The organism is Flavobacterium lacustre, assembly GCF_027474525.2.
GTDB lineage: Bacteria > Bacteroidota > Bacteroidia > Flavobacteriales > Flavobacteriaceae > Flavobacterium > Flavobacterium lacustre.
Genome location: NZ_CP114882.2, coordinates 2,718,731 through 2,740,611 on the forward strand (window position 1 = coordinate 2,718,731; position 21,881 = coordinate 2,740,611).

Below are 21,881 nucleotides of genomic sequence, written 5' to 3' on the forward strand. Positions count from 1 at the left end.
TTTTTGAAGCTAAGACAAAACAAAAATTTACGCTATGCGAAAAATTGCTATACAATTATTCTTTATTTTTCTTTTTACCATTCCGATATTGCATGCACAGCAGCCGTTAAAACCCAATTCAGTTGAAATTTATAATCAAATTCAGAAACTTAATTTTCTGGGTTCCGTTCTTTATATAGCCGCACATCCTGATGATGAAAATACACGCTTAATTTCTTATTTATCGAATGAAACCAAAGCACGAACCGGCTATTTATCACTTACACGCGGTGATGGCGGACAAAATTTGATTGGGTCACAATTGCGAGAATTATTGGGAGTAATCCGAACTCAAGAACTCATTGAAGCCCGAAAAATTGATGGTGGAGAACAACTTTTTTCCCGTGCCAATGATTTTGGCTTTTCTAAAAACCCGGGAGAAACATTAGAAATCTGGGAAAAGGAAAAAGTGCTTTCGGATGTAGTTTGGGCCATTCGAAAATTCCAGCCTGATGTAATTATCAATCGTTTTGACCATCGCTCAGCGGGAACAACTCACGGACATCATACAGCTTCTGCAATGTTAAGCGTAGAAAGTTTTAATTTAACCAATAATCCAACCATTTTTCCGGAACAATTAAATTTGGTACAGCCATGGCAGGCAAAACGCCAATTTTTCAATACTTCGTGGTGGTTTTATGGAAGTCAGGAAAAATTTAATAAAGCGGATAAAACGAATTTAATGGCGATACAAACTGGTGTTTATTTTCCTTCTATTGGAAAATCAAATCAGGAAATAGCTGCTTTAAGCCGTAGCCGACATCAATCACAAGGTTTTGGAAGCACAGGAAGCCGAGGGGAAGAAATGGAATATTTAGAATTTATAAATGGTGAACCAGTACAGAATAAATCCTCTCTTTTTGAAGGAATTGATACGAGTTGGAATCGCGTAAAAGGCGGAAAACCAATTGGCGAATTGCTGACTAAAATTGCTTCCCAATTTGACTTTAATAATCCATCAGCGAGTATTCCCGCTTTGGCGAAAGCCAATAATATGATGCAATCTTTAGACGAAAATAATTGGGCAACGTTAAAATCCGAAGAGATAAAAAAAATAATTATTGCTTGTTCCGGTTTATATCTTGAAGCTGTTGCCCCGAATCAGGAAGCCACTCCGGGAAGTCTTTTGAAACTTAAAATTGAAGCTATAAATAGGAGTCCGATTCCAATACAATTAATACAAGTAACTACTTTACCAAATCAAAAAAATACGCTTCAAAATCTGGTTTTGAAAAATAATATTTTACAAAATTTTAATCTTGATTTACAATTGCCAAGCACGGTAAATTACACACAACCGTATTGGCTACAAGATAAAGGAACCGAAGGAATGTATACGGTAAAGGAACAGAAAAATATAGGAATCCCGGATGTAATCAGGGAAGTTAAAGTAATTTTCAATGTTTTAATCAACGATATAGAAATGGCTGTTGAAAAAAATGTCGTCTATAAATATAATGATGATGTAAAAGGCGAAATCTATAATTATCTGGATATTGTTCCGGAAGTTACCACAGCTATTTTAGACAAAGTATTGCTTTTTAAAGATACCAAAAGTAAAACGGTAGGCGTGAAAATTAAATCCGGAAAAGACAATATAAAAGGAAATTTACAATTAGAATTACCCGATAATTGGATTGTTACTCCCAAATCAATTCCTTTTACTTTAGAAAAAAACGGAACAGAACAAATCGTTTATTTTGAAGTTACCGCTCCAGAAAAATCCGATGAGGCTGTTGCCAAAAGCGTTGCTATCATTGATAATAGACGATATGACAAAGAACAAATCATCATTGAATACAATCACATCACCAAACAACAAGTGTTGAAATATGCAGAAGCCAAATGCATTAAATTAGATTTAAAAACAAGCGATGAACGAATTGGATACATTATGGGTGCCGGTGATGAAGTTCCTAAAAGTTTAATGCAAATGGGATATAAAGTGACATTGCTGAAACCCGAAGACATCATTGCTGAAAAATTAACTAATCTGGATGTTATAATTACTGGAGTTCGTGCTTACAATACCGTTCAGGCATTGGCAAATAAACAAAGCATTCTTTTTGATTTTGTAAAAGAAGGAAAAACAATGCTGGTACAATACAACACTGCAACTACTCTTGTAACGCCAAATATAGCTCCATATCCTCTAAAAATTTCTGGCGATCGAGTAACAGAAGAAAATGCCGAAGTTCGCTTTTTGGCACCAAATCATGCGGTATTAAATACTCCGAATAAAATTACAGCAAAAGATTTTGAGGGCTGGAAACAAGAACAAGGATTGAATTATCCCAATGTATTTGACACTGCCTTTACTCCTATTTTATCTTCTAATGACAAAGGAGAAAAACCAAAAAACGGAGCCTTATTAGTCGCGCCATACGGAAAAGGGTATTATATTTACACCGGTTTGAGCCTTTTTAGAGAATTACCCGAAGGAGTTTCCGGAGCTTATCGATTACTGTCTAATATTATTTCACTAAAATCTCCAGTCGTTTTACCTGCTCAACAAGTAAAACCTTAAAACCGTAAAATTATGGAAACTAAAAAAATGAAAACCTGGAAAAAAAGTTACACTTGGGTTCTTGTAGCCAATGCGATTTATATTTTGATTTTTTGTCTAATCATGCAATTATACTCTTAACTTATGCAACTGTTTGATTGGATTGTACTTATAGTCACACTATTATTCATCGTTATTTATGGTGCTTGGAAAACCAAAGGAAGTAAAAACGTAGAAGATTTTATTCTGGGTAATAATGAAACGCCTTGGTACACCGTTGGACTTTCGGTTATGGCCACACAAGCGAGTGCGATTACTTTTTTATCAACTCCGGGGCAAGCGTATCATGACGGAATGGGGTTTGTACAATTCTATTTTGGATTGCCTATAGCCATGGTGATTATTTGTGTCACTTTTATTCCTATTTATCACAAATACAAAGTTTTTACTGCTTATGAATATCTCGAAAAACGATTTGATTTAAAAACGCGTTCGTTAGCCGCTTTACTTTTTTTGTTCCAAAGAGGTTTAGGAACGGGACTCACGATTTATGCACCTGCGATAATATTGTCGGCAATATTAGGATGGAATCTTACCTATATGAATATTGTTATTGGACTTTTGGTCATTATTTATACCTTTTCCGGAGGTACAAAAGCCGTGAATGTTACTCAGAAACAACAAATGTTTGTGATTATGTCTGGGATGTTTATCACCTTTTTTCTCATTTTGCATTATTTACCTAATGACATGACTTTTACCAGCGCTTTGCATATTGCCGGAGCAAATGATAAAATGAATGTTGTCAATTTCTCATTTGATCCCGAAGAAAAATATACCTTTTGGAGTGGAATCACAGGTGGTTTTTTTCTTGCTTTAGCATATTTTGGAACAGACCAATCTCAGGTTGGACGCTATTTATCTGGAAAATCAGTAAAAGAAAGCCAAATGGGACTAATCATGAACGGACTTCTAAAAGTACCTATGCAGTTCTTTATTTTACTAACCGGTGTGATGGTTTTTGTCTTTTTTCAATTTAATCCGGTTCCTTTGAATTTTAATCCGAACAATAAATTAATTATTGAAAAATCAGCATTCAAAGAGGAATATCACGTTCTGGAAAAAAAATTAGAGGTCTTGTCCGAAGATAAAAAAGTAGTCAATTTATTGTACATCGATCAACTCAATCAGGATTATGACAATCCTATTCTTCGAAAAGAATTAGTGGCCTTATCTAATAAAGAAAAAGATTTACGGGATCGTGCCAAAGAAATCATATTAAAAGCAGATAGCAACAGCGAAACGAATGATAAAGATTATGTGTTTTTTCACTTTATTCTTAATTATTTGCCCAAAGGACTTATAGGGTTATTGCTGGCTGTTATTATTTCGGCAGCGATGTCATCAACGGCTTCGGGTTTGAATGCGCTGGCATCAACAACGGCAATAGATATTTATAAACGGAATTTGAAGGAAGAAAAATCAGAGAAACATTATCTGAATGCGACTAAATTTTTCACGTTACTTTGGGGAATCATCGCTATTCTTTTTGCGTGCATCGGAACCTTATTTGAAAACTTAATTCAATTGGTAAACATCATTGGTTCTATATTTTACGGAACCGTTTTAGGAATTTTTCTGGTTGGTTTTTATATCAATCAAGTACAATCTAAAGCCATTTTTTATAGTGCGGTTTTAAGTCAAATTACTATTTTTGTAATCTATTATTATGCTATTTATATTTATCCGAGCGGTGAAGAAAAATTAGGCTATTTGTGGTTAAATTTCATTGGAGCAATACTCACAATTGTGATATCACTCTTATTTCAATGGACGATTTTCAGGAAAGAACGAACATCAATTGTGGCCTAATTTTCTAAATTTTAATAATTTTAAAACAAAAAATCCCGTTTCGAAATTCACGAAACGGGATTTTTTATTTGAAAAAGTAATAGAGAATTAATTTTTACTCCACTCTGCTATACTTTCTTTATTCATTTTTACATAATCTTGGTTTTTAGCCTTTTCTGCGGCAGCAATTGATAATTTAGCCGTTTCTATTGCTCCTTTTTTATCTCCTTGTTTTGCTTGGATTAAAGATTTTAATCGGTTGTACCAAAAAGGTTGTTCAATGCTCATTTCTAAAGCTTTATCAACATATGCTCTCGCTTTAGCAATATCACCATTAGATTGAAACAAGTATTGTGCAGCCGAAAAATAATCTCCTGCTGATGGACCTGCTAATGCTTTTTCGATATTTGAAATGGCTGTTTTTTGAGTAGGAACTTCAAATTTCATAGCTACCGAAGAATTTTCCCAAGCCATTTCTAAATAAGCGAAATTAGTATCTAAATTGTTTATTCCAATCGTGAAAGATTCCACTGCTTTTGATAATGCTTCTTCTTTTACAGTAGTTCTCAACGCCACATTAGCTTCGGTAAAATCTTCTGGTGTCCCCCAATTGTTTGTTGTGTTATAAAAAATAATTTCCCAGCTCCCAATTTTTGGAATAGTATACAAGGCGTATTTTCCTTTTTTCAATGTTTTACCATCTATTATAACATCATCACTAAATGAAATAGTGGTGTTTTCATTGGCACCAGTTCTCCATAATTTTCCAAAAGGAACTAAATTCCCAAAAACAGCTCTACCTCTTGCAGCTGGTCTGGAATAAACAACCTCTATATCTGTCAATCCAACGGTTTGAAAAATAGTCGCTTTTGGACTTGATTGAGGCGTTTTTACTTGTGCTTCGATAGTAAAATTAGCAATGATAATGGCTAATGCAATAATTATTTTTTTCATAAAAAAGGGATTAAGTTATGTATCAAATTTACAAATTCAGTTAGTTCTTATTGTTAATTATTCCTTAATTTAGAATCAATACAATTTACTTTTTCAAAATTCAACTCTTCAAAGTGGTTTATCACAAGATCTGCAGTCGATAAATCCTGATCTTTTGAATGCTCACTATTGTAACCAATACAAAATATATTTGCTGCATTTGCTGCTCTTACTCCATTGGTACTGTCTTCAATTACGATACAATTTTCTTTTGGAGCAATTGATAAACTTGCCGCATGTTCAAAAATTGCGGGATTGGGTTTTGACTTCGGGAAATCCTCACCACTTACAATATGAGTAAAATACTGATGCAAATCAAATCGAGTAAAAACACGATCAATTGTCACTTTTGAAGCAGATGACGCCACAATTAATTGCATTCCGTTTTGGTGTAAATCTTGAATTAAAGTTTTCACTCCTTCTAATAAATCCAAATCTTCTTTACTGTCGAAAGCATCATTAAAAATAGTTCTTTTTCGTAGAATCAAATCTTCTCCATCTTGGTCTATATCAAAATGTTCTTTTAGTTTTTGAAAGGTATTTCGAGTCGAATATCCTGTAAATGAAGTGTACATTGCTTCAGTAACTGTAATATTTAGTTCTCCAAATTGTTTGAAATAAGCATAACGGTGTACGAGTTCTGTATCGACAATTACACCATCCATGTCAAAAATTACGGTTTGTATCATTTTATTTTAGTTGTTTAAAATTTGCTTAATGAATTTCGGTTACTCTTTTTTTAGCAAATACCGAATCACTGTTTCAGCAACATATAAACCGAATAATCCCGGCATATAGCTATTGGTTCCGTAGAATGATTTTTTAAAATTAGAACCATCTGTCATTTTGAGACTACTTTCGTCTTGAATTTCGGAGGAAAAAACGACTTTCAATTTATCAATTTTTACTTCTTTTAATCGTCTTCGAATTGTTTTTGCAAAGAAACAATTAATGGTATTTGAAATATCTGTCACTTTTACTTTTGAAGCTTCCATTTTACCACCAGCGCCCATACTGCTTATGATTTTTACTCTTTTTCGTTTGGCTGCAATAATCAAATTCAGTTTTGGAGTCACACTGTCAATGCAATCCAAAACATAATCAAACTCTTCAGAAACGATCTCAAAAGCACGCTCCGGCGAAAGAAATTCCTGCACGCGGGTTAATTTCAATTTCGGATTAATATCCATTAATCGGTCCCCAACAACCGTAACTTTGGGTTGTCCCACTGTAGAATGTAATGCTGGTAATTGTCTGTTGATATTTGTAATATCAACTACATCGCCGTCAACAATCGTCATCGATCCCACTCCGGCTCTTGCCAAAAATTCAGCGGCAAACGAACCTACGCCACCCAATCCTACAACCAATACGTTTGCATTTTGCAATTTGTTTAATCCTTCTGCTTTAAATAAAAGCTCGGCTCTTTCCGTCCACTCTGCCATAATAAAAGTTTATTCGTTAATTTGGTTAACTGTATTATTTGTTAAAAATAGTATTAAAATTACTATTCACTATTTCCTGAATTTCTTCCACAGAAATTCCTTTATATTTTGCTGCCAAAGCATAAACTTCATGAATTCCTTCTTTAACAGTGTCTGTTTCCAAGAAAAATCGATCATTTGGCATATTTTTAAAAACAGATTCTAATTCCGGTTTTTGCAATAAATACTTTCCAAATGAAATATAAAATCCGTTATCCAATAATTGTTTGGCAACTTGTTCATTCTTTGAAAATCCATGAATTAACAGAGGAACCGAAAGGTTTAATTTTTTCTTGATGGCAATCAGTTCCTGAAAAGCCGCAACACAATGTATAACAACAGGTTTCTGATATTTTTCGGCCAAAAGTAATTGCTTTTCAAAAACATTTTGTTGCAAATCCAATGGAATTTCAATGCGTTTGTCTAATCCGCATTCACCTACAGCGAGACAATTGGGCTCTTGTAATTTACTTTCTATAATTGCTAAATCACTATTCAGCCGTTCTGTAACCATAAACCATGGATGAATTCCGATGGAATAAAAGGCAATTGAAGCATCAAATTCCTGAGGATATTGATTGACTAATTCTACTATGTCGGGCTGATTCGTGAAAATGTGTGTATGTAAATTGAAGTACTTCATTAGTCGTGAAACTTTTTGACTCCTGCTTTTATTTCAATATTCAAATCATTTTCTAAAGGTACTTTCGGACAGGAATATTTATGATTATAAGCACAATACGGGTTGTAAGAAGTATTAAAATCTATGATAATTGTATTTCCTTCCGGAACTTTCATGTCAATATATTTACCGCCAATATAACTTTCATTTCCTGAAGTCAAATCCGAAAAAGGCAAAAATAAATAGTCTTTGTATTCCGCTTTTTTAGATAATTCGATGTTTCTGTAAATATTGAGTTTAAAATCTGAACCATCAATCGTGAAATATGCTTCACCATATTTTACATACAAAGGTTTTCTGTCCGTTGACGTTTTCATTTCAAAAGGTTTTTCCTTTTTGGTTCGGACAAAACGGGCTGTAACCTTGAATTTTTCATTTATCGGATAAAAATCTAAGGTTTTGAATGTTGCCAAATCGTCAGCCATCAACGGACTGGTTCTAGCATCTGCATATTCTGCATTCAATTCTTTTTGAAATTTTTCGACAGCATCCGTAAATTTATTTTGACCAAAACCAAAATTCAGTTGTACCAATAAAACCAAAGTAAGTAACACTCTCATCTTTTAAATTTTAATGCAAAAATAGTTTAAAGTTAGAATGCCACAAAGGCGCAAAGCCACAAACTTGCTTACCTTTGTCAAAATTGAAATTTAATTCATGTTTAAAACCGCCTTTCAACGCTACATCAACAACTTCAAAGGATTTACGCGCGAAGTTTGGATTCTGGCACTCATCACTTTTATCAATAGAGCCGGCACGATGGTTTTGCCTTTTTTATCCAAATATTTAAAAGAAAATTTAGATTTTACCTACAGTCAAGTTGGTTGGATAATGGTTTCTTTTGGAATTGGTTCCATGTTAGGCTCTTGGTTGGGAGGTAAATTATCGGATAAGATTGGATTTTATAAAATAATGATTTTCAGTCTTTTTACCAGTGGGATTTTATTTTTCGTTTTGCAATATGTAACCACATTTTGGGGATTGTGTTTCGGAATGTTTGTCATAATGGCCATCGCTGATATGTTCCGACCTGCAATGTTTGTCTCTTTAAACACTTACGCCAAACCCGAAAATCGCACCAGAGCTCTAACATTAGTGCGTTTAGCGGTAAATTTAGGATTGACTGCCGGACCTGCTTTGGGAGGAATTATCATCATGAGTATTGGCTATAATGGATTATTTTGGGTTGATGGAGCAACGTGTATCCTTTCGATATTGATTTTCGCATTATTAGTTAAAGAGAAAAAAAATCCTGTAAATCCCGAAAAATTAAACCTTGAAAATACGCCTGTAACTTCCGTTTTTAAAGATAAAATATTTTGGATTTTCCTTTTTGTCTGTTTTATCACAGCGATACTTTTCTTTCAACTTTTCACTACTTTACCTTTATATCATCATGAGCGATTTGGTTTAACCGAATTTCAAAGTGGGCTTTTATTATCGTTAAATGGAATTCTAATTTTCTTTTTTGAAATGCCAATAGTGAGCATTTTTGAAAGAAAGAAAACGCATAAGCTCCAAATTATAACTTGGGGTTCATTGTTGATGGCGATAAGTTTCTTTATCTTATTGATTAATACTTGGGCAGGAATTCTGATAATCAGCATTTTATTTATAACGTTTGGAGAAATGTTTATTTTCCCTTTTTCGAATTCCTTTGCTTTAAGTCGGGCGCCAAAAGGACATGAAGGACGTTATATGGCTTTGTTTACAATGAGTTTTAGCTTGGCGCATATTGTAAGTTCAAAAACCGGTATGGATATTATTAGTCATTTTGGTTATCAATCTAATTGGTTTTTGATGGGAATCTTTGGAATTACAGCACTGCTTTGCTGTATCTGGTTGCAAAAAATATTACATAGCGAGAACAAATAATCTTTAACTTCTACCCTTTTCTTTTTTTATGTATTAAAAGCAAAACTTAAAAAATAGTTAAATAACTGCTTTTTTAGTTTGTAAACCATAAATATAGTTGTATGTTTGATTCAAATTAGAAAATCATGCAAAAACTAACGAACAAAGAAGAAGAAATCATGCATATTTTATGGAAGCTCAAAAAAGCATTTGTAAAAGAAGTCATGGCCGAAATCACAGAAGAACAGCCACATTATAACACACTTTCCACCATTGTTCGGAATCTTGAAGAAAAGGGTTTTGTATCACATAATGCCTTTGGAAACACACATCAATACTTCCCAATTGTAAGTATTGAAGATTACAGAAAACGTTTCATGAATACAGCTATTGATAATTATTTTAATAGTTCCTATAAAAATATGGTATCCTTTTTTGCCAAAGAAGAAAAAATTTCAGCTCAAGAATTGCGCGAGATTTTGGCTATGATTGAAAATCAAAATGAAAGTAAGTAATCAATAATATACTTCAAATAGTTATGGAAGCACTGTATATTTATCTCATAAAATCCAGCGGATTAATAGGTCTTTTTTATTTAGGCTATCATTTAATGTTGCGAAAAGAAACATTTTTCACCACAAATCGTTGGTTTTTATTGGCCGGTTTATTTACCTCTGTAGCTTTACCTCTTTTTGTTATTACCAAAATAATTTGGGTTGCACCTACACCAACAGCAATTGATTGGTCAAATGTTCCTATGACAACTGTTGTACAAGAAAAGACATTTGAAGATTATTTGCCTATACTCATTGGCGTTTCCTATGGAATGGGAATAGCAATTTTACTCGGAAAATTTGCTTTCGATTTTTATAGTTTAAATACGGTTTTAAGAGGAAAATTGATTCAACGACAAGCCGATTTTAAATTTATAGATATTGCTGAAAACGTAGCTCCTTTTTCTTATTTTAATACGATTGTTTATAATTCGTCTTTATACAATCCTTCAGAATTAGAAAGTATTTTAGAGCATGAAAAAGTGCATAGTGACCAAAATCATACTATTGACGTATTAATTTCAAGGTTATTTTGTGTTGTTTTTTGGTTCAATCCCTTTATTTGGTTGTACAAAAAAGCAATTCTGCAAAACCTGGAATTCATTGCAGACAGTGAAGCTTCCAAAAAAATATCAGACAAAAAAGCCTATCAAATCACTCTTTTAAAAATAACAACACAAGAAAATTGTGTTGCCATTACCAATCATTTTTATCAATCATTAATCAAAAAACGAATCGTTATGTTAAACAAAAATCAATCAAAAAAGTGGAATTCCTGGAAGTATGTTTTAATCCTTCCTGCATTAATTGCCTTTGTATTTTTATTTCAAATTGAAACCATTGCACAGGAAAAAAAATCGGAACAAATCACCGCAGAATCTTCAAAAAAGAATGAAGTTTCAGTCGATGTGTACAAAATAAATAAAAACACAACCGATGATGAATTAAAAGAAAAGACGAAAGCTTTAAAAGAAAACTATGCCATAAAAGCTGTTTTTTCGAATATTAAAAGAAACTCAAAAAACGAAATAACATCAATTTCTGTTAATTTAAAAAAGGGAGACGAAAAGACTCAGGAAATGGAAATCAAAGGAACTGAAGCTATCAAAACATTTGGAATCATTATTTCTAAAAATGAAAATGGAATCCTTACCATAGATTTTGCTGAAGATGATATTCAATTGAATAAAAAAAGTGTTTTAATTTCACCTAATGCGCCTTTGTCAACAGATAAAGAAATTTTTATCAATGGGGCAAAAGTAACTCAAAAAGATTTAGATGAGTTAAATCCTAATGAAATTGAAAGAATGGATGTCAATAAAAATCAAAATCAACATGAAATTAGAATAATTACAAAAGATTATTCAAAAATTCTTAATGAGAATGACATTTATATTGACGGTGAAAAAGTAGACCCAAGTGAATTGTCCAGAATAGACCAAAATACAATTGACAGAATGGATGTGAATAAAAACGAAAAAACAATTAGAATCATAACTAAGCATTCTAATTCTATCATTAATGGCTCTGATTTACCGATGCCTCCAACACCTCCTACGCCACCTGTTTTTAAATTTAAAAGTCCAAAACCACCTGTTTTTCCTAAAGCACCAACTGCACCAAAAGGTGATCCAATAAACGGTGATAAGAAAGCATGGAAAGAATTTGAAGCCAAAATGGAAGCTTTTGAAGCTAAAATGAAAAAACTCGAACCTCAAATGGAAGCTTTCGATAAACAAATGGAAGAATTTGATAAACAGATGGAACCGTTTAATAAAGAAATGGAAATTTTTGAAAAGAAAATGAAAGTTTATGAGCAACAAATGCAAGAATATCAATCTAAATTGAATAAGAAAAAATAATTGCTATTTTTTACCAAAAAGACGGTCTCCATCAAGACCGTCTTTTTTTATATCTTTGAAAAAAAGTAGTTATGTATAAAATTCTTGCTCAAATTAACAAAATTATTTTGCCCAGTTTTACCAAACAACGATTAGATTTGGCCAAAGCCAAAAAATGGCAAATAGCAATTATAGGTTACCGGTATTATGTTACTTGTCGTGCTATTGATTAATAGGTTATTGCAGCAAATATTTCATTGCCTTTAATTTTTTTCCTACCGTTAAGAAAAGCAAGCTCCATCAGGAAATTACACTGTACAATTTCTCCACCCAATCGTTCTACAAGTTCGCAAACCGCTTTTGCAGTACCTCCTGTGGCCAAAACATCATCGTGAATTAATATTTTATCACCTTTTTGAATGGCATCAATATGAATTTCTAAAGTATCAGTTCCGTATTCTAAATCATACGTTGCAGAAATCGTTTTGTAAGGCAATTTATTGGGTTTTCTAACGGGAATAAACCCTACATTTAATTCTTGGGCAATCAGCATTCCGAAGAAAAAGCCACGACTTTCCACTCCTATTACTTTGTCTATTTTTTTATCTTTTAAAGTAGAAACTAATAGTTCCAAGCATTTATTTCTTGCTTCGGGGTTAATTAATAAAGGAGTTATATCTTTAAATAAAATTCCTTCTTTTGGAAAACCTTGAATATCACGTATATAATTCTTAAGGGCCATATTTTTTGATTTTTATATAAAATTTCACTTGCAAGTTACACAATTATCCCTATATTTGCACCCGCTAAGACGCTCAACAAGCAATATGTCTTACAAAAATGGCCTTGTGGCGCAACTGAATAGCGCACTTGATTACGGCTCAAGAGGTTACTGGTTTGAATCCAGTCAAGGTCACAAAATAAAAACGCAATTATCTAATTATTTGATAATTGCGTTTTTTTATTTACCTCTTTTTATTATATTTAGTTCCTATTGATTTGAAAAGTTATTATAAATTTATTCTTTTTTTATTTTAATACATTAAAAACCATTGAACAAAAACTTTCCTTTCATTTTCGTTGTATTTCTAATCCTATTTTGTTTTGAACCCATTTTTGGTCAAATACAAAAAGATACAACAGCGCTTTCTGAGATTATACTTGAAGCATCTCCCATCAAAACTACTTTACAAAATACAGCAGCATCAGTTTCATTCATTACTAAAAAAGATATTAATAGAAGCGATGGCGTTATACTTACCTCTGTTTTAAATAAAATACCGGGCGTTTCCATGCAACAAGGCGCCTTAAATACCAATAGAATTACTATTAGAGGAATTGGAGCCAGAACACAATACGGAACTGCCAAAATCAAAGCTTATTTCGAAAATATTCCGCTCACAAGTGGCGAAGGCGAAACTATCATTGAAGAAATTGATATGGAATCCATTGGAAGTATTGAGATAATTAAGGGGCCAAATTCCACTAGTTTTGGTTCAGGATTAGGAGGCGTGATTCATTTGTTTCCGCAACAAACTACTTTACAGGAATCTTTTGTAAAATCAGCGACCACTTACGGTAGTTTTGGATTAATAAAACAGAATCTTTCTGCAGGTTATAGCAATGCAAAATCGAATCTGTTTTCCAGTTATACACATTTGCAAAACGATGGTTTTAGAATCAATAGCGCTTACGACAGAAAATCGTTTAATTTACATGGAAAACAAAGAATAAATACAAAGGGGAATTTATCTTTTTTAGGCATTTTCACCCGTTTAAAAGCTTTTATTCCAAGTTCTATAAATGAAACTGATTTCTACAACAATCCCGAAAAAGCAGCTTCAAACTGGGCTGCTGCCAAAGGAAACGAATCGTATGATAAATTGTTAATGGGAATGGGATACAGTCATCTGTTTTCTGAAAAATGGTCTTTCAAGACAAGTGTTTTTTTAAATATAAAAAAGGCAAATGAAGCAAGACCTTTTGATATTCTTAATGAAAAAACTAATTCTTTGGGATTTCGTTCTACAGTAAATTATAAATCTACATTGTTTTCAGTTCCATTTGAAGCAAGCCTTGGAACAGAAATGTTAGCTGAAAAATATCAATTTTCTCTGTTCGAAAATTTATATGCATCACAACCGGGACAAGGAAGTATAACCGGAAATCAATTTAGTGGAATAAACCAAAATCGGGACTACATCAATTATTTTTTACAAATGGAGCTTCAATTACTCCAAAACCTCTATTTAGAAAGTGGATTGGCATTAAACAAAACGAACTATTCTTTAAAAGATGTTTTTCAAAACAATGCTTTACCTCAAAAATCAGCTTACAGTTTTGGTTCCGTTTGGTCTCCCAGACTTGGTTTGTCATATAAAATTACTGATGGAAAAAACATATATACTTCAATTAGCAATGGATTTTCAGTACCTTCAGTAGCAGAATCAATGACTCCCGAAGGAGAAATAAATACCAATTTAAAACCAGAAATGGGTTGGAATTATGAATTGGGTTTCAAAGGGAATTGGTTAAATACCAAATTATACACAGAACTTGTACTTTATAGCACTCAAATCTCAAACTTATTAGTTGCCCGACGCACTGCCGATGATCGATATGTTGGTATTAATGCGGGAGAAAGTTCTCATATTGGTATTGAATTTTCTATAAATTATTTACTTCTAAAAACTTCAAACTGGCAAATAAAACCTTATTTTTCAGGGACAATTAATACTTTCAAATTCAACCATTTTATAGATGGTGATTCAGATTATTCTGGGAATGCACTCACGGGAGTTCCTGACTCACAATGGAATCTAGGAATAGATTTGAGTACCGAAAAGGGTTTTAGCTTAAACACATCTTTTAGCAGCGTAGGCAAAATTCCTATGAATGATCAAAATTCAAAATATACTAATGCATACCGTTTATTAGATATTAAAGCAACGTATCGTTTTAAAATGCTAAAAATCATAAAAACGGAATTATCTTCGGGAATTAATAATGCGTTTGATAAGTTATATGCCGCTAATATTTTGCCAAATGCCGTAGGTTTTGGTAATGCACTTCCCCGATATTATTATCCCGGAAATCCCAGAAATTATTATGGAGGAATTTCGATTGCTTATGTATTTGAATAACTGTTTCAATTTTTACTTTTACCAATTAAAAAAACTTAAATGCCTGAATATTTTCTAGACATCAAATACGAAAACAGGACTTACACTGTTGAAGAATTAAATTTTAAGGAATTTGAGTGTTGTACTTTTATAAACTGTAATTTTTCGGATTGTAATTTTATTGATGTCACTTTTATAGATTGCGTCTTCAATGATTGTATATTTAGCGGAGCCAAAATAAATCATGTGGCTTTAAGAACTGTATTTTTTAATCGCTGCGAAATCAAAGATGTTAATTTTGCTATGTGTAACAAACTCATTTTTGAGGTTCATTTCAAAGATTGCATTTTAGATTTTTCTAAATTTTACACTTTAAAAATAAAAGGAACTTCATTTACCAACTGTAGTTTGGTAGCAATTGACTTTATGAGTACCGATTTGACAGAAGTAATTTTTGAAAATTGCGATTTATATCGTTCTGAATTTGCCAAAGCAATTGCTAATAAAGCGAACTTTAAAACAAGCTATAATTATACGATTGATCCTGTAAAAACTAAAATTAAGAAAGCTGTATTTGCTCTTGAAGGCATAAAAGGATTGCTTTTCAAGCATGATATTTTGGTAAAATAATTAGAGTTTTTTCTCCATTTTATAATCTTCCATCAAATAACCATAATCTAATTCTATGTCTTCTTCACCTGTGATTTCAAAACCCATTTTTTGATAAAAAGTACACGCTTTATTAAATCGGTTTACATTCAAAGAAACTATTTTTGAATGATTTTCTTTCGCAGAATTTACTACTGCATCAATCAGCAACTTACCGGCTCCTTTGCCTTGAGCTTCCGGAAGTAAATATATCTTATGTAGTCGAGTGGTGTTTTGATTTAAATAATTATGCTGAAAAGATGCAAATCCAAGACAAAAATTAGCTTCATGAATCAATATAAAAGAATGTCCTTTGTTTGTCATCAAATCAATTAAAGTTTCGGGCGCGTAGAATTTCTCCAACATATAATCCAATTGTTCTTTACTGAGAATAGTACCATAAGTACTTGGCCAGGAATTATAAGCAATTTCCTGGATTATTTTCACATCAACTATTGAAGCTTTTTGAATCGTAATCATTCATATTATAAATTTGGACTTTAATTTATCCGTGTATGGTTTCACTTTTTCCGTAATTAGCGATAACGGATTCTTCGAACTCCAGCCATTCTCTCCACCGTTTTTCGACATCGATTCCAGTTCCGTATTTTCGAGCATAGGTAATAAAAGTAGTGTAATGTCCGGCTTCACTTTCCATTAAATCTCTGTAAAAAACAGATAATTCTTCGTCTTGAATATTTTCCGAAAGTACTTTAAAACGCTCACAACTTCGGGCTTCAATCATTGCCGAAAACAACAAACGTTCTACCAAACCGGAAACTCTGCTCCCGTCTCCGCTTTTTTTCATGTACAAATACAATTCATTGACATAATCGTCTTTGCGCTCCCGTCCCAATTTTAAACCACGTTTGATAATAATATTATGCACTTGCTCAAAATGATCAATTTCTTCTTTGGCCAAAGCCAATAAATCCTGAACTAAATCCTGATATTCTGAATTATTGGTGATAATGGTTATAGCATTTGTAGCTGCTTTTTGTTCGCACCACGCATGATCTGTCAAAATTTCTTCAATATTTTTTTCTACAATATTTACCCAGCGGGGATCGGTTGGTAATTTTAATCTTAGTACAGACATAATTTTAGAGTTAGAAAGTCATAATATCAAAAGTCGAAAGCCAAAAGTAAGACAGAATATTAAATTCTATTCCAAGACTTTCGACTTTCGACTTTAAAAATTTAAGAAGTATTTATTAATATACGAAAATAGCTCTTTCGCTCATCATTTCGTTAACTTCATTAGCTACTTCTTCAATAACATCTTCGTTAGTGTGGTTCATTAAAACTTTATCGATTAATGCCACAATAGTTTCCATGTCTTCTTCAAGTAAACCACGAGTTGTAATAGCTGCAGTTCCTACACGAATTCCTGAAGTTACAAACGGTGATTTATCATCAAAAGGAACCATGTTTTTATTTACGGTAATTTCTGCTTTTACTAATGCATTTTCAGCATCTTTTCCAGAAATATTTTTGTTTCTTAGATCAATCAACATCATATGGTTATCTGTCCCGCCAGAGATGATTTCATACCCTCTTTTTACAAAAGCATCAGCCATAGCATTTGCGTTTTTCTGTAATTGTAAAGCATATGTAAAGAATTCATCTTTTAATGCTTCTCCAAAAGCTACCGCTTTAGCAGCAATGATGTGCATCAAAGGTCCACCTTGATTTCCAGGGAAAACAGCTAAATCTAATAAAGAAGACATCATTCTGATTTCACCTTTTGGAGTAGTTAAACCAAATGGATTTTCGAAATCTTTACCCATCATTATCAAACCACCACGAGGTCCACGTAATGTTTTGTGAGTTGTAGTTGTTACAATATGACAATGAGGTAATGGATCATTCATCAATCCTTTAGCAATAAGTCCTGCCGGATGAGAAATATCTGCTAATAAAATAGCACCAACGCTGTCAGCAATTACTCTGAAACGTGCAAAATCCATATCACGAGAATAAGCCGATGCTCCTGCAATGATTAATTTTGGTTGTTCTTTAGTGGCAATTTCTTGAATTTTATCATAATCTAATCTTCCGGTTTCCTTATCTACACCGTAGAAAGAAGGCGTATATAAACGACCTGAAAAATTTACCGGAGAACCATGAGTTAAATGACCACCATGAGCTAAGTCAAAACCTAAAATTTTATCTCCAGGTTTAATACAAGCATGATAAACAGCTGTATTAGCTTGTGAACCAGAGTGTGGTTGTACATTTGCATAAGCAGCACCAAATAATTCTTTGGCTCTGTCAATAGCAATTTGTTCGATAACATCAACTACTTCGCAACCGCCGTAGTATCTTTTGCCTGGATAACCTTCGGCATATTTATTGGTTAAAACAGATCCTGCAGCTTCTAATACTTCGTCACTTACGAAGTTTTCTGAAGCGATAAGTTCTAATCCATGTATTTGTCTTTCTTGTTCTTCAAGAATAAGGTCAAAAATTTGTTCGTCGCGTTGCATTTCTTTGAATTTGGTTAATTTGTTGCAAAAATACAAAAAAACGTTTGGTAAATAGTTAGATTATAATATATTTGATGAGTAATTTTCAACAAATTAATTAACAAAACATGCCAATATCCGCTAACAATACCAATAGAAAATCATGGTTAGAAGTTCCTGCCAACAGCGATTTTCCCATTCAAAACATTCCTTTTGGTGTTTTTTTAACCAAAGAAAATGTGGTGACTGTAGGGACACGTATTGGTGATTTCGCTATAGATTTAGGCGCTTTACAACAACTTAACTACTTCGAAGGAATTGAGTTAACTGATGATATGTTCATGCAAGACACGCTGAACGATTTTATTTCGGATGGAAAAAAAACTTGGCGATTGGTTCGAAATCGCATTGCAGATATTTTCGATGAAAAAAATCCAACATTACGCGACAATTCAAATCATCGTGATATCGTTATTTTTAAAATGGAAGATGTAGAAATGCAATTACCAGTTCTTATTGGTGATTATACTGATTTTTATTCCAGTAGAGAACATGCAACAAACGTAGGAAAAATGTTTCGCGATCCGGAAAATGCATTATTGCCAAATTGGCTTCACATTCCTGTTGGGTATCACGGCAGAAGTTCAACTATAATTCCGTCTGGTATTCCAGTTCACAGACCTATGGGGCAAACATTGCCAAACGGAGAAAGTACACCTGTTTTTGGACCTTCTCGTTCAGTAGATTTTGAACTAGAAACGGCTTTCATAACTACAGATGCTAATATAATGGGAGAAAACATTCCTGTATATGAAGCTGAGGATTATATTTTTGGAATGGTTTTATTGAATGATTGGAGCGCACGAGATATTCAAAAATGGGAATACGTTCCGCTTGGACCGTTCTTGTCTAAAAACTTTGCCACTTCTATTTCTCCTTGGATTGTGACTATGGATGCGCTGGAACCTTTTAGAACTAAAGGTCCAAAACAAAATCCGGCACCGCTTCCCTATTTACAACTCAAAGGCAAAAATTCATTTGATATTAATCTTGAAGTAGCCATCACTCCTGAAAACGGAACTCCAAATGTTATTTCGAATTCAAACTTTAAATATATGTATTGGAATATGAGCCAGCAATTAGCGCATCATACTTCCAATGGTTGCAGAGTAAATTCGGGCGATATGATGGGTTCAGGAACTATTTCAGGCCCAACTCCAGACAGCTTTGGTTCTATGTTAGAATTAACTTGGGGCGGAAAAAATCCAATACAATTAAATGATGGAACTGAACGTAAATTTATAAATGATGGTGATACAGTTACCATGAAAGGTTTTTGTAAAAACAATGAAGTTCGATTAGGATTTGGAGAAGTTTCAAGCCAATTGCTTCCTCCTTTTGTTCGAAAATAAAAGAGAATCAAGATAATATAGTCCGACATTTTGTAAAACATGTCGGATTTTTTTTGGCATTATTTTTGGCTTTCAAAAATATAAAAGTCTTAAAAAAGTCAAAAAAATAAACAGTAAATTTGTAAAAATTTTATACCATGAAAAAAATTACCCTTGTATTAGCATTGTTAATCGTTATTTCATCATGTGGAGTAAAACAAACTCAAAACTTATTGAGTTCGGGCAATTATGACGAAGCAATCAATAATGCCGTTTCAAACTTACGTACCAATAAAGATAAAAAAGGTAAACAAGAATACGTCTATTTACTTGAAGAAGCTTTTGCTAAAGCCAAAGAAAGAGATTTAAATACTATAAATCTTCTTGTAAAAGAATCAAATCCGGCGCAAATCGAAAAGCTGTATAATTTATACATTCAATTAAATGACCGTCAGGAAAAAATAAAACCAATTCTTCCGTTGCAATTAATTAAAGAAGGAAGAACTGCTATTTTTCCTTTTGAAAATTACAATGAGGAAATTGTTTCCAGCAAAAATGCCCTTTCCGGTTATTTATATGACAATGCAAAAGCTTTAATTCGTACCAAAATAAAAATGAACCAACGCAAAGCTTTTGATGATTTGACTTATTTGAATCAACTTAATCCTAACTATAAGGATATTCAAAAACTAATGGAAGAAGCGCAGTTCAAGGGAACTGATTTTGTTTTAGTAAGTACCAAAAACGAAACAAATATGATTATTCCGGTTCGTTTGCAGAATGATTTATTAGATTTTAATACCTACGGACTGAATGATAAATGGACCGTTTATCATAATAATAAACAAAAAGGGATTGATTATGATTACAGCATGTTAATCCGTTTTAGAGGAATTTACATTTCGCCTGAGCAAATAAAAGAAAAAGAATTTGTAAAAGAACGCCAAATAAAAGACGGTCAAAAAAAATTAATTGATGCCAACGGAAAAGTAGTTTTGGATGAAAAAGGAAAAGAAATTTATGTTGATAATTATAAAAACGCTACCGTACGTATATTTGAATTTCGACAATTAAAATCTTGTCAAGTAACTGCTAAAGTGGAATATATCAATTTTAAAAACAACGAATTGATGCAATCGTTTCCTTTAACTAGTGAATTTATATTCGAAAATAAGTACGCTACTTATAAAGGTGACAGACGTGCATCTGACGATAATTACTCTTCGTATTTTGATAAAAAGGCAGTTCCTTTTCCAAGTAATGAACAAATGGTTTATGACACAGGAGAAGATTTAAAAGCTAAAATCAAGAATATTTTGAATACAAATAGATTTAAATAATATTGAAAAAGAAGTTCAAATTCATAATTTGACAAACAAACTATAAAAAAAGTGATTTTGACTTTACAAAACACTTTTTTTATAGTGAAAAATAAATTATTCGCAAAAATTTAGTTTTAAACTAAAAATTGATTTTTTATTGCAAAATTAATTGTAATTTTGCACCAATGAATACGACAAGTTTACATATAACTTCAATGTCACGGACAAACCTACCTACTACTTCTCCCGAAGTACGGATGCTATTAGTATAGTCTCCAAATTAGTGTTTCGTTTTATTTTTATTCATTTTTCATTTTACCATTTTGAAATCACAAGCTTTTTTTATTGGATTTTCATATCCAAAAAATAACAAAACTATTTTATTAATCAATTATAATTCAATTTGTTGTATAACAAACTGTAATTATTTTAATTCCTAGTTAATCGTGATTGCTTTTCAAAAAAAGAGACCAACTCAAGTTTTAACATCTAATTCGACTATTGAAATGAATATTTCTATCGTAGTAGCACAAGAAGAACACTATAAATATTCGCAAGAAATATGCGAAACCATAGAATTATCGGCCTTATTGAGAGGAACGGGAATTGCCAAAAGAACACCGGAATACATCCAAAAAAAGATGGAAACCAGAGATGCCATGATTGCGTTGATTGATGGTAAATTTGCAGGTTTTTGTTATATCGAAAGCTGGCAACACGGAAAATTCGTGGCGCATTCCGGATTAATTGTGCATCCTGATTTCAGGAATTTAGGTTTGGCAAAAAAAATCAAATCTAAAGTATTTGATTATTCTTTAGAAAAATATCCGGACGCTAAAGTTTTTGGAATCACAACAGGATTAGCCGTTATGAAAATTAACTCTGATTTAGGATACAAACCAGTACCTTTTTCAGAATTGACTACAGATCCAAGTTTTTGGAACGGATGTCAAACGTGTACCAATTTTGAAATTTTAAAAAGCAAAGAAAATAAAATGTGCCTGTGTACAGGAATGCTTTATGACCCAAAAGAAAAAGTAAAAGATCCACCAAAACATCCATTTAACGTAAAAGTTCTCAACCGATTAAAGAAAATTAAAGAAGCATTGTTCTTAAAAAAATAATA

General features: G+C 32.6%; 20 protein-coding genes and 1 tRNA gene. 12 read left to right on the plus strand and 9 right to left on the minus strand.

Translation table 11 applies throughout. The features are described from left to right. Positions 1-34: 34 nt before the first annotated feature. Together O6P34_RS11785 and O6P34_RS11790 are read left to right on the plus strand one after the other, a co-directional pair. A complete protein-coding gene (locus O6P34_RS11785; RefSeq protein ID WP_269684708.1) occupies positions 35-2,566 on the plus strand; it encodes a PIG-L family deacetylase in 2,532 nt (843 codons plus the stop codon). Positions 2,567-2,689: 123 nt separating this feature from the next. Then, entirely contained in the window at positions 2,690-4,417 is a 1,728-nt protein-coding gene (locus tag O6P34_RS11790) for a sodium:solute symporter family protein (RefSeq protein WP_269684709.1), read from the plus strand. An 87-nt stretch (positions 4,418-4,504) separates the two neighbouring features. On the opposite strand, the gene O6P34_RS11795 is transcribed toward O6P34_RS11790, so the two are convergent. The 5 genes from O6P34_RS11795 to O6P34_RS11815 are packed head-to-tail and all read right to left on the minus strand — an operon-like array spanning position 4,505 to position 8,115. Beyond that, the gene (locus tag O6P34_RS11795; protein ID WP_269684710.1) at positions 4,505-5,350 is read right to left on the minus strand and encodes a DUF2911 domain-containing protein; all 846 of its coding nucleotides are present in this window, start codon (positions 5,348-5,350) and stop codon (positions 4,505-4,507) included. A 53-nt stretch (positions 5,351-5,403) separates the two neighbouring features. Beyond that, positions 5,404-6,078, minus strand: a complete 675-nt coding sequence (locus O6P34_RS11800) for an HAD family hydrolase (protein ID WP_269684711.1) — start codon at positions 6,076-6,078, stop codon at positions 5,404-5,406. Between the two features lie 39 nt (positions 6,079-6,117). Continuing rightward, positions 6,118-6,834: a tRNA threonylcarbamoyladenosine dehydratase gene (locus O6P34_RS11805; RefSeq protein ID WP_269684712.1), complete on the minus strand. Its 717-nt coding sequence runs from the start codon at positions 6,832-6,834 to the stop codon at positions 6,118-6,120. Between the two features lie 34 nt (positions 6,835-6,868). Next, positions 6,869-7,516: a TatD family hydrolase gene (locus tag O6P34_RS11810; protein WP_269684713.1), complete on the minus strand. Its 648-nt coding sequence runs from the start codon at positions 7,514-7,516 to the stop codon at positions 6,869-6,871. After that, entirely contained in the window at positions 7,516-8,115 is a 600-nt protein-coding gene (locus O6P34_RS11815; RefSeq protein WP_269684714.1) for a DUF1684 domain-containing protein, read from the minus strand. The genes O6P34_RS11810 and O6P34_RS11815 overlap by 1 nt, the downstream gene beginning before the upstream one ends. Positions 8,116-8,212: 97 nt before the next feature. Here O6P34_RS11815 and O6P34_RS11820 point away from each other — a divergent pair, with 97 nt between their 5' ends. From O6P34_RS11820 to O6P34_RS11835, 4 genes are all read left to right on the plus strand, one after another. After that, positions 8,213-9,430 carry an MDR family MFS transporter gene (locus O6P34_RS11820; RefSeq protein WP_269684715.1) on the plus strand — a complete coding sequence of 406 codons (1,218 nt, stop codon included), beginning with the start codon at positions 8,213-8,215 and terminating at the stop codon, positions 9,428-9,430. Between the two features lie 125 nt (positions 9,431-9,555). Then, positions 9,556-9,924 (plus strand): BlaI/MecI/CopY family transcriptional regulator, encoded by a 369-nt coding sequence (locus tag O6P34_RS11825; protein ID WP_269684716.1) that lies wholly within the window; start codon positions 9,556-9,558, stop codon positions 9,922-9,924. 23 nt (positions 9,925-9,947) lie between these two features. Next, a complete protein-coding gene (locus tag O6P34_RS11830) occupies positions 9,948-11,825 on the plus strand; it encodes a M56 family metallopeptidase (RefSeq protein ID WP_269684717.1) in 1,878 nt (625 codons plus the stop codon). 71 nt (positions 11,826-11,896) lie between these two features. Next, entirely contained in the window at positions 11,897-12,037 is a 141-nt protein-coding gene (locus tag O6P34_RS11835; protein WP_269684718.1) for an SsrA-binding protein, read from the plus strand. Here O6P34_RS11835 and O6P34_RS11840 read toward each other — a convergent pair. Further along, positions 12,034-12,546, minus strand: a complete 513-nt coding sequence (locus O6P34_RS11840) for an adenine phosphoribosyltransferase (RefSeq protein WP_269684719.1) — start codon at positions 12,544-12,546, stop codon at positions 12,034-12,036. The genes O6P34_RS11835 and O6P34_RS11840 overlap by 4 nt on opposite strands. Positions 12,547-12,646: 100 nt before the next feature. On the opposite strand from O6P34_RS11840, the gene O6P34_RS11845 reads away from it, so the two are divergent. The 3 genes from O6P34_RS11845 (at position 12,647) to O6P34_RS11855 (ending at position 15,556) form a co-directional block, all read left to right on the plus strand. Then, positions 12,647-12,720, plus strand: a tRNA-Arg gene (locus O6P34_RS11845). Between the two features lie 136 nt (positions 12,721-12,856). Further along, a complete protein-coding gene (locus O6P34_RS11850) occupies positions 12,857-14,947 on the plus strand; it encodes a TonB-dependent receptor family protein (protein ID WP_269684720.1) in 2,091 nt (696 codons plus the stop codon). Positions 14,948-14,986: 39 nt separating this feature from the next. Next, positions 14,987-15,556, plus strand: coding sequence for a pentapeptide repeat-containing protein (locus O6P34_RS11855; RefSeq protein ID WP_269684721.1), 570 nt, complete (start codon positions 14,987-14,989; stop codon positions 15,554-15,556). On the opposite strand, the gene O6P34_RS11860 is transcribed toward O6P34_RS11855, so the two are convergent. The 3 genes from O6P34_RS11860 to glyA all read right to left on the minus strand — a co-directional run bounded on the left by O6P34_RS11860 (position 15,557) and on the right by glyA (position 18,063). Further along, positions 15,557-16,054, minus strand: a complete 498-nt coding sequence (locus O6P34_RS11860) for a GNAT family N-acetyltransferase (RefSeq protein ID WP_269684722.1) — start codon at positions 16,052-16,054, stop codon at positions 15,557-15,559. A gap of 25 nt (positions 16,055-16,079) precedes the next feature. Then, positions 16,080-16,673: a MiaE family protein gene (locus O6P34_RS11865; protein ID WP_269684723.1), complete on the minus strand. Its 594-nt coding sequence runs from the start codon at positions 16,671-16,673 to the stop codon at positions 16,080-16,082. A gap of 115 nt (positions 16,674-16,788) precedes the next feature. Beyond that, entirely contained in the window at positions 16,789-18,063 is a 1,275-nt protein-coding gene (gene glyA, locus O6P34_RS11870; RefSeq protein ID WP_269684724.1) for a serine hydroxymethyltransferase, read from the minus strand. A 107-nt stretch (positions 18,064-18,170) separates the two neighbouring features. On the opposite strand from glyA, the gene fahA reads away from it, so the two are divergent. The 3 genes from fahA to O6P34_RS11885 all read left to right on the plus strand — a co-directional run bounded on the left by fahA (position 18,171) and on the right by O6P34_RS11885 (position 21,879). After that, positions 18,171-19,454, plus strand: coding sequence for a fumarylacetoacetase (fahA, locus tag O6P34_RS11875; RefSeq protein ID WP_269684725.1), 1,284 nt, complete (start codon positions 18,171-18,173; stop codon positions 19,452-19,454). A gap of 137 nt (positions 19,455-19,591) precedes the next feature. Continuing rightward, on the plus strand, positions 19,592-20,773 hold the full coding sequence (locus O6P34_RS11880; protein WP_269684726.1) for a hypothetical protein: 1,182 nt from the start codon (positions 19,592-19,594) through the stop codon (positions 20,771-20,773). 488 nt (positions 20,774-21,261) lie between these two features. After that, complete coding sequence (locus O6P34_RS11885) at positions 21,262-21,879, plus strand: GNAT family N-acetyltransferase (protein ID WP_269684727.1); 618 nt, start codon at positions 21,262-21,264, stop codon at positions 21,877-21,879. Positions 21,880-21,881: the final 2 nt, after the last annotated feature.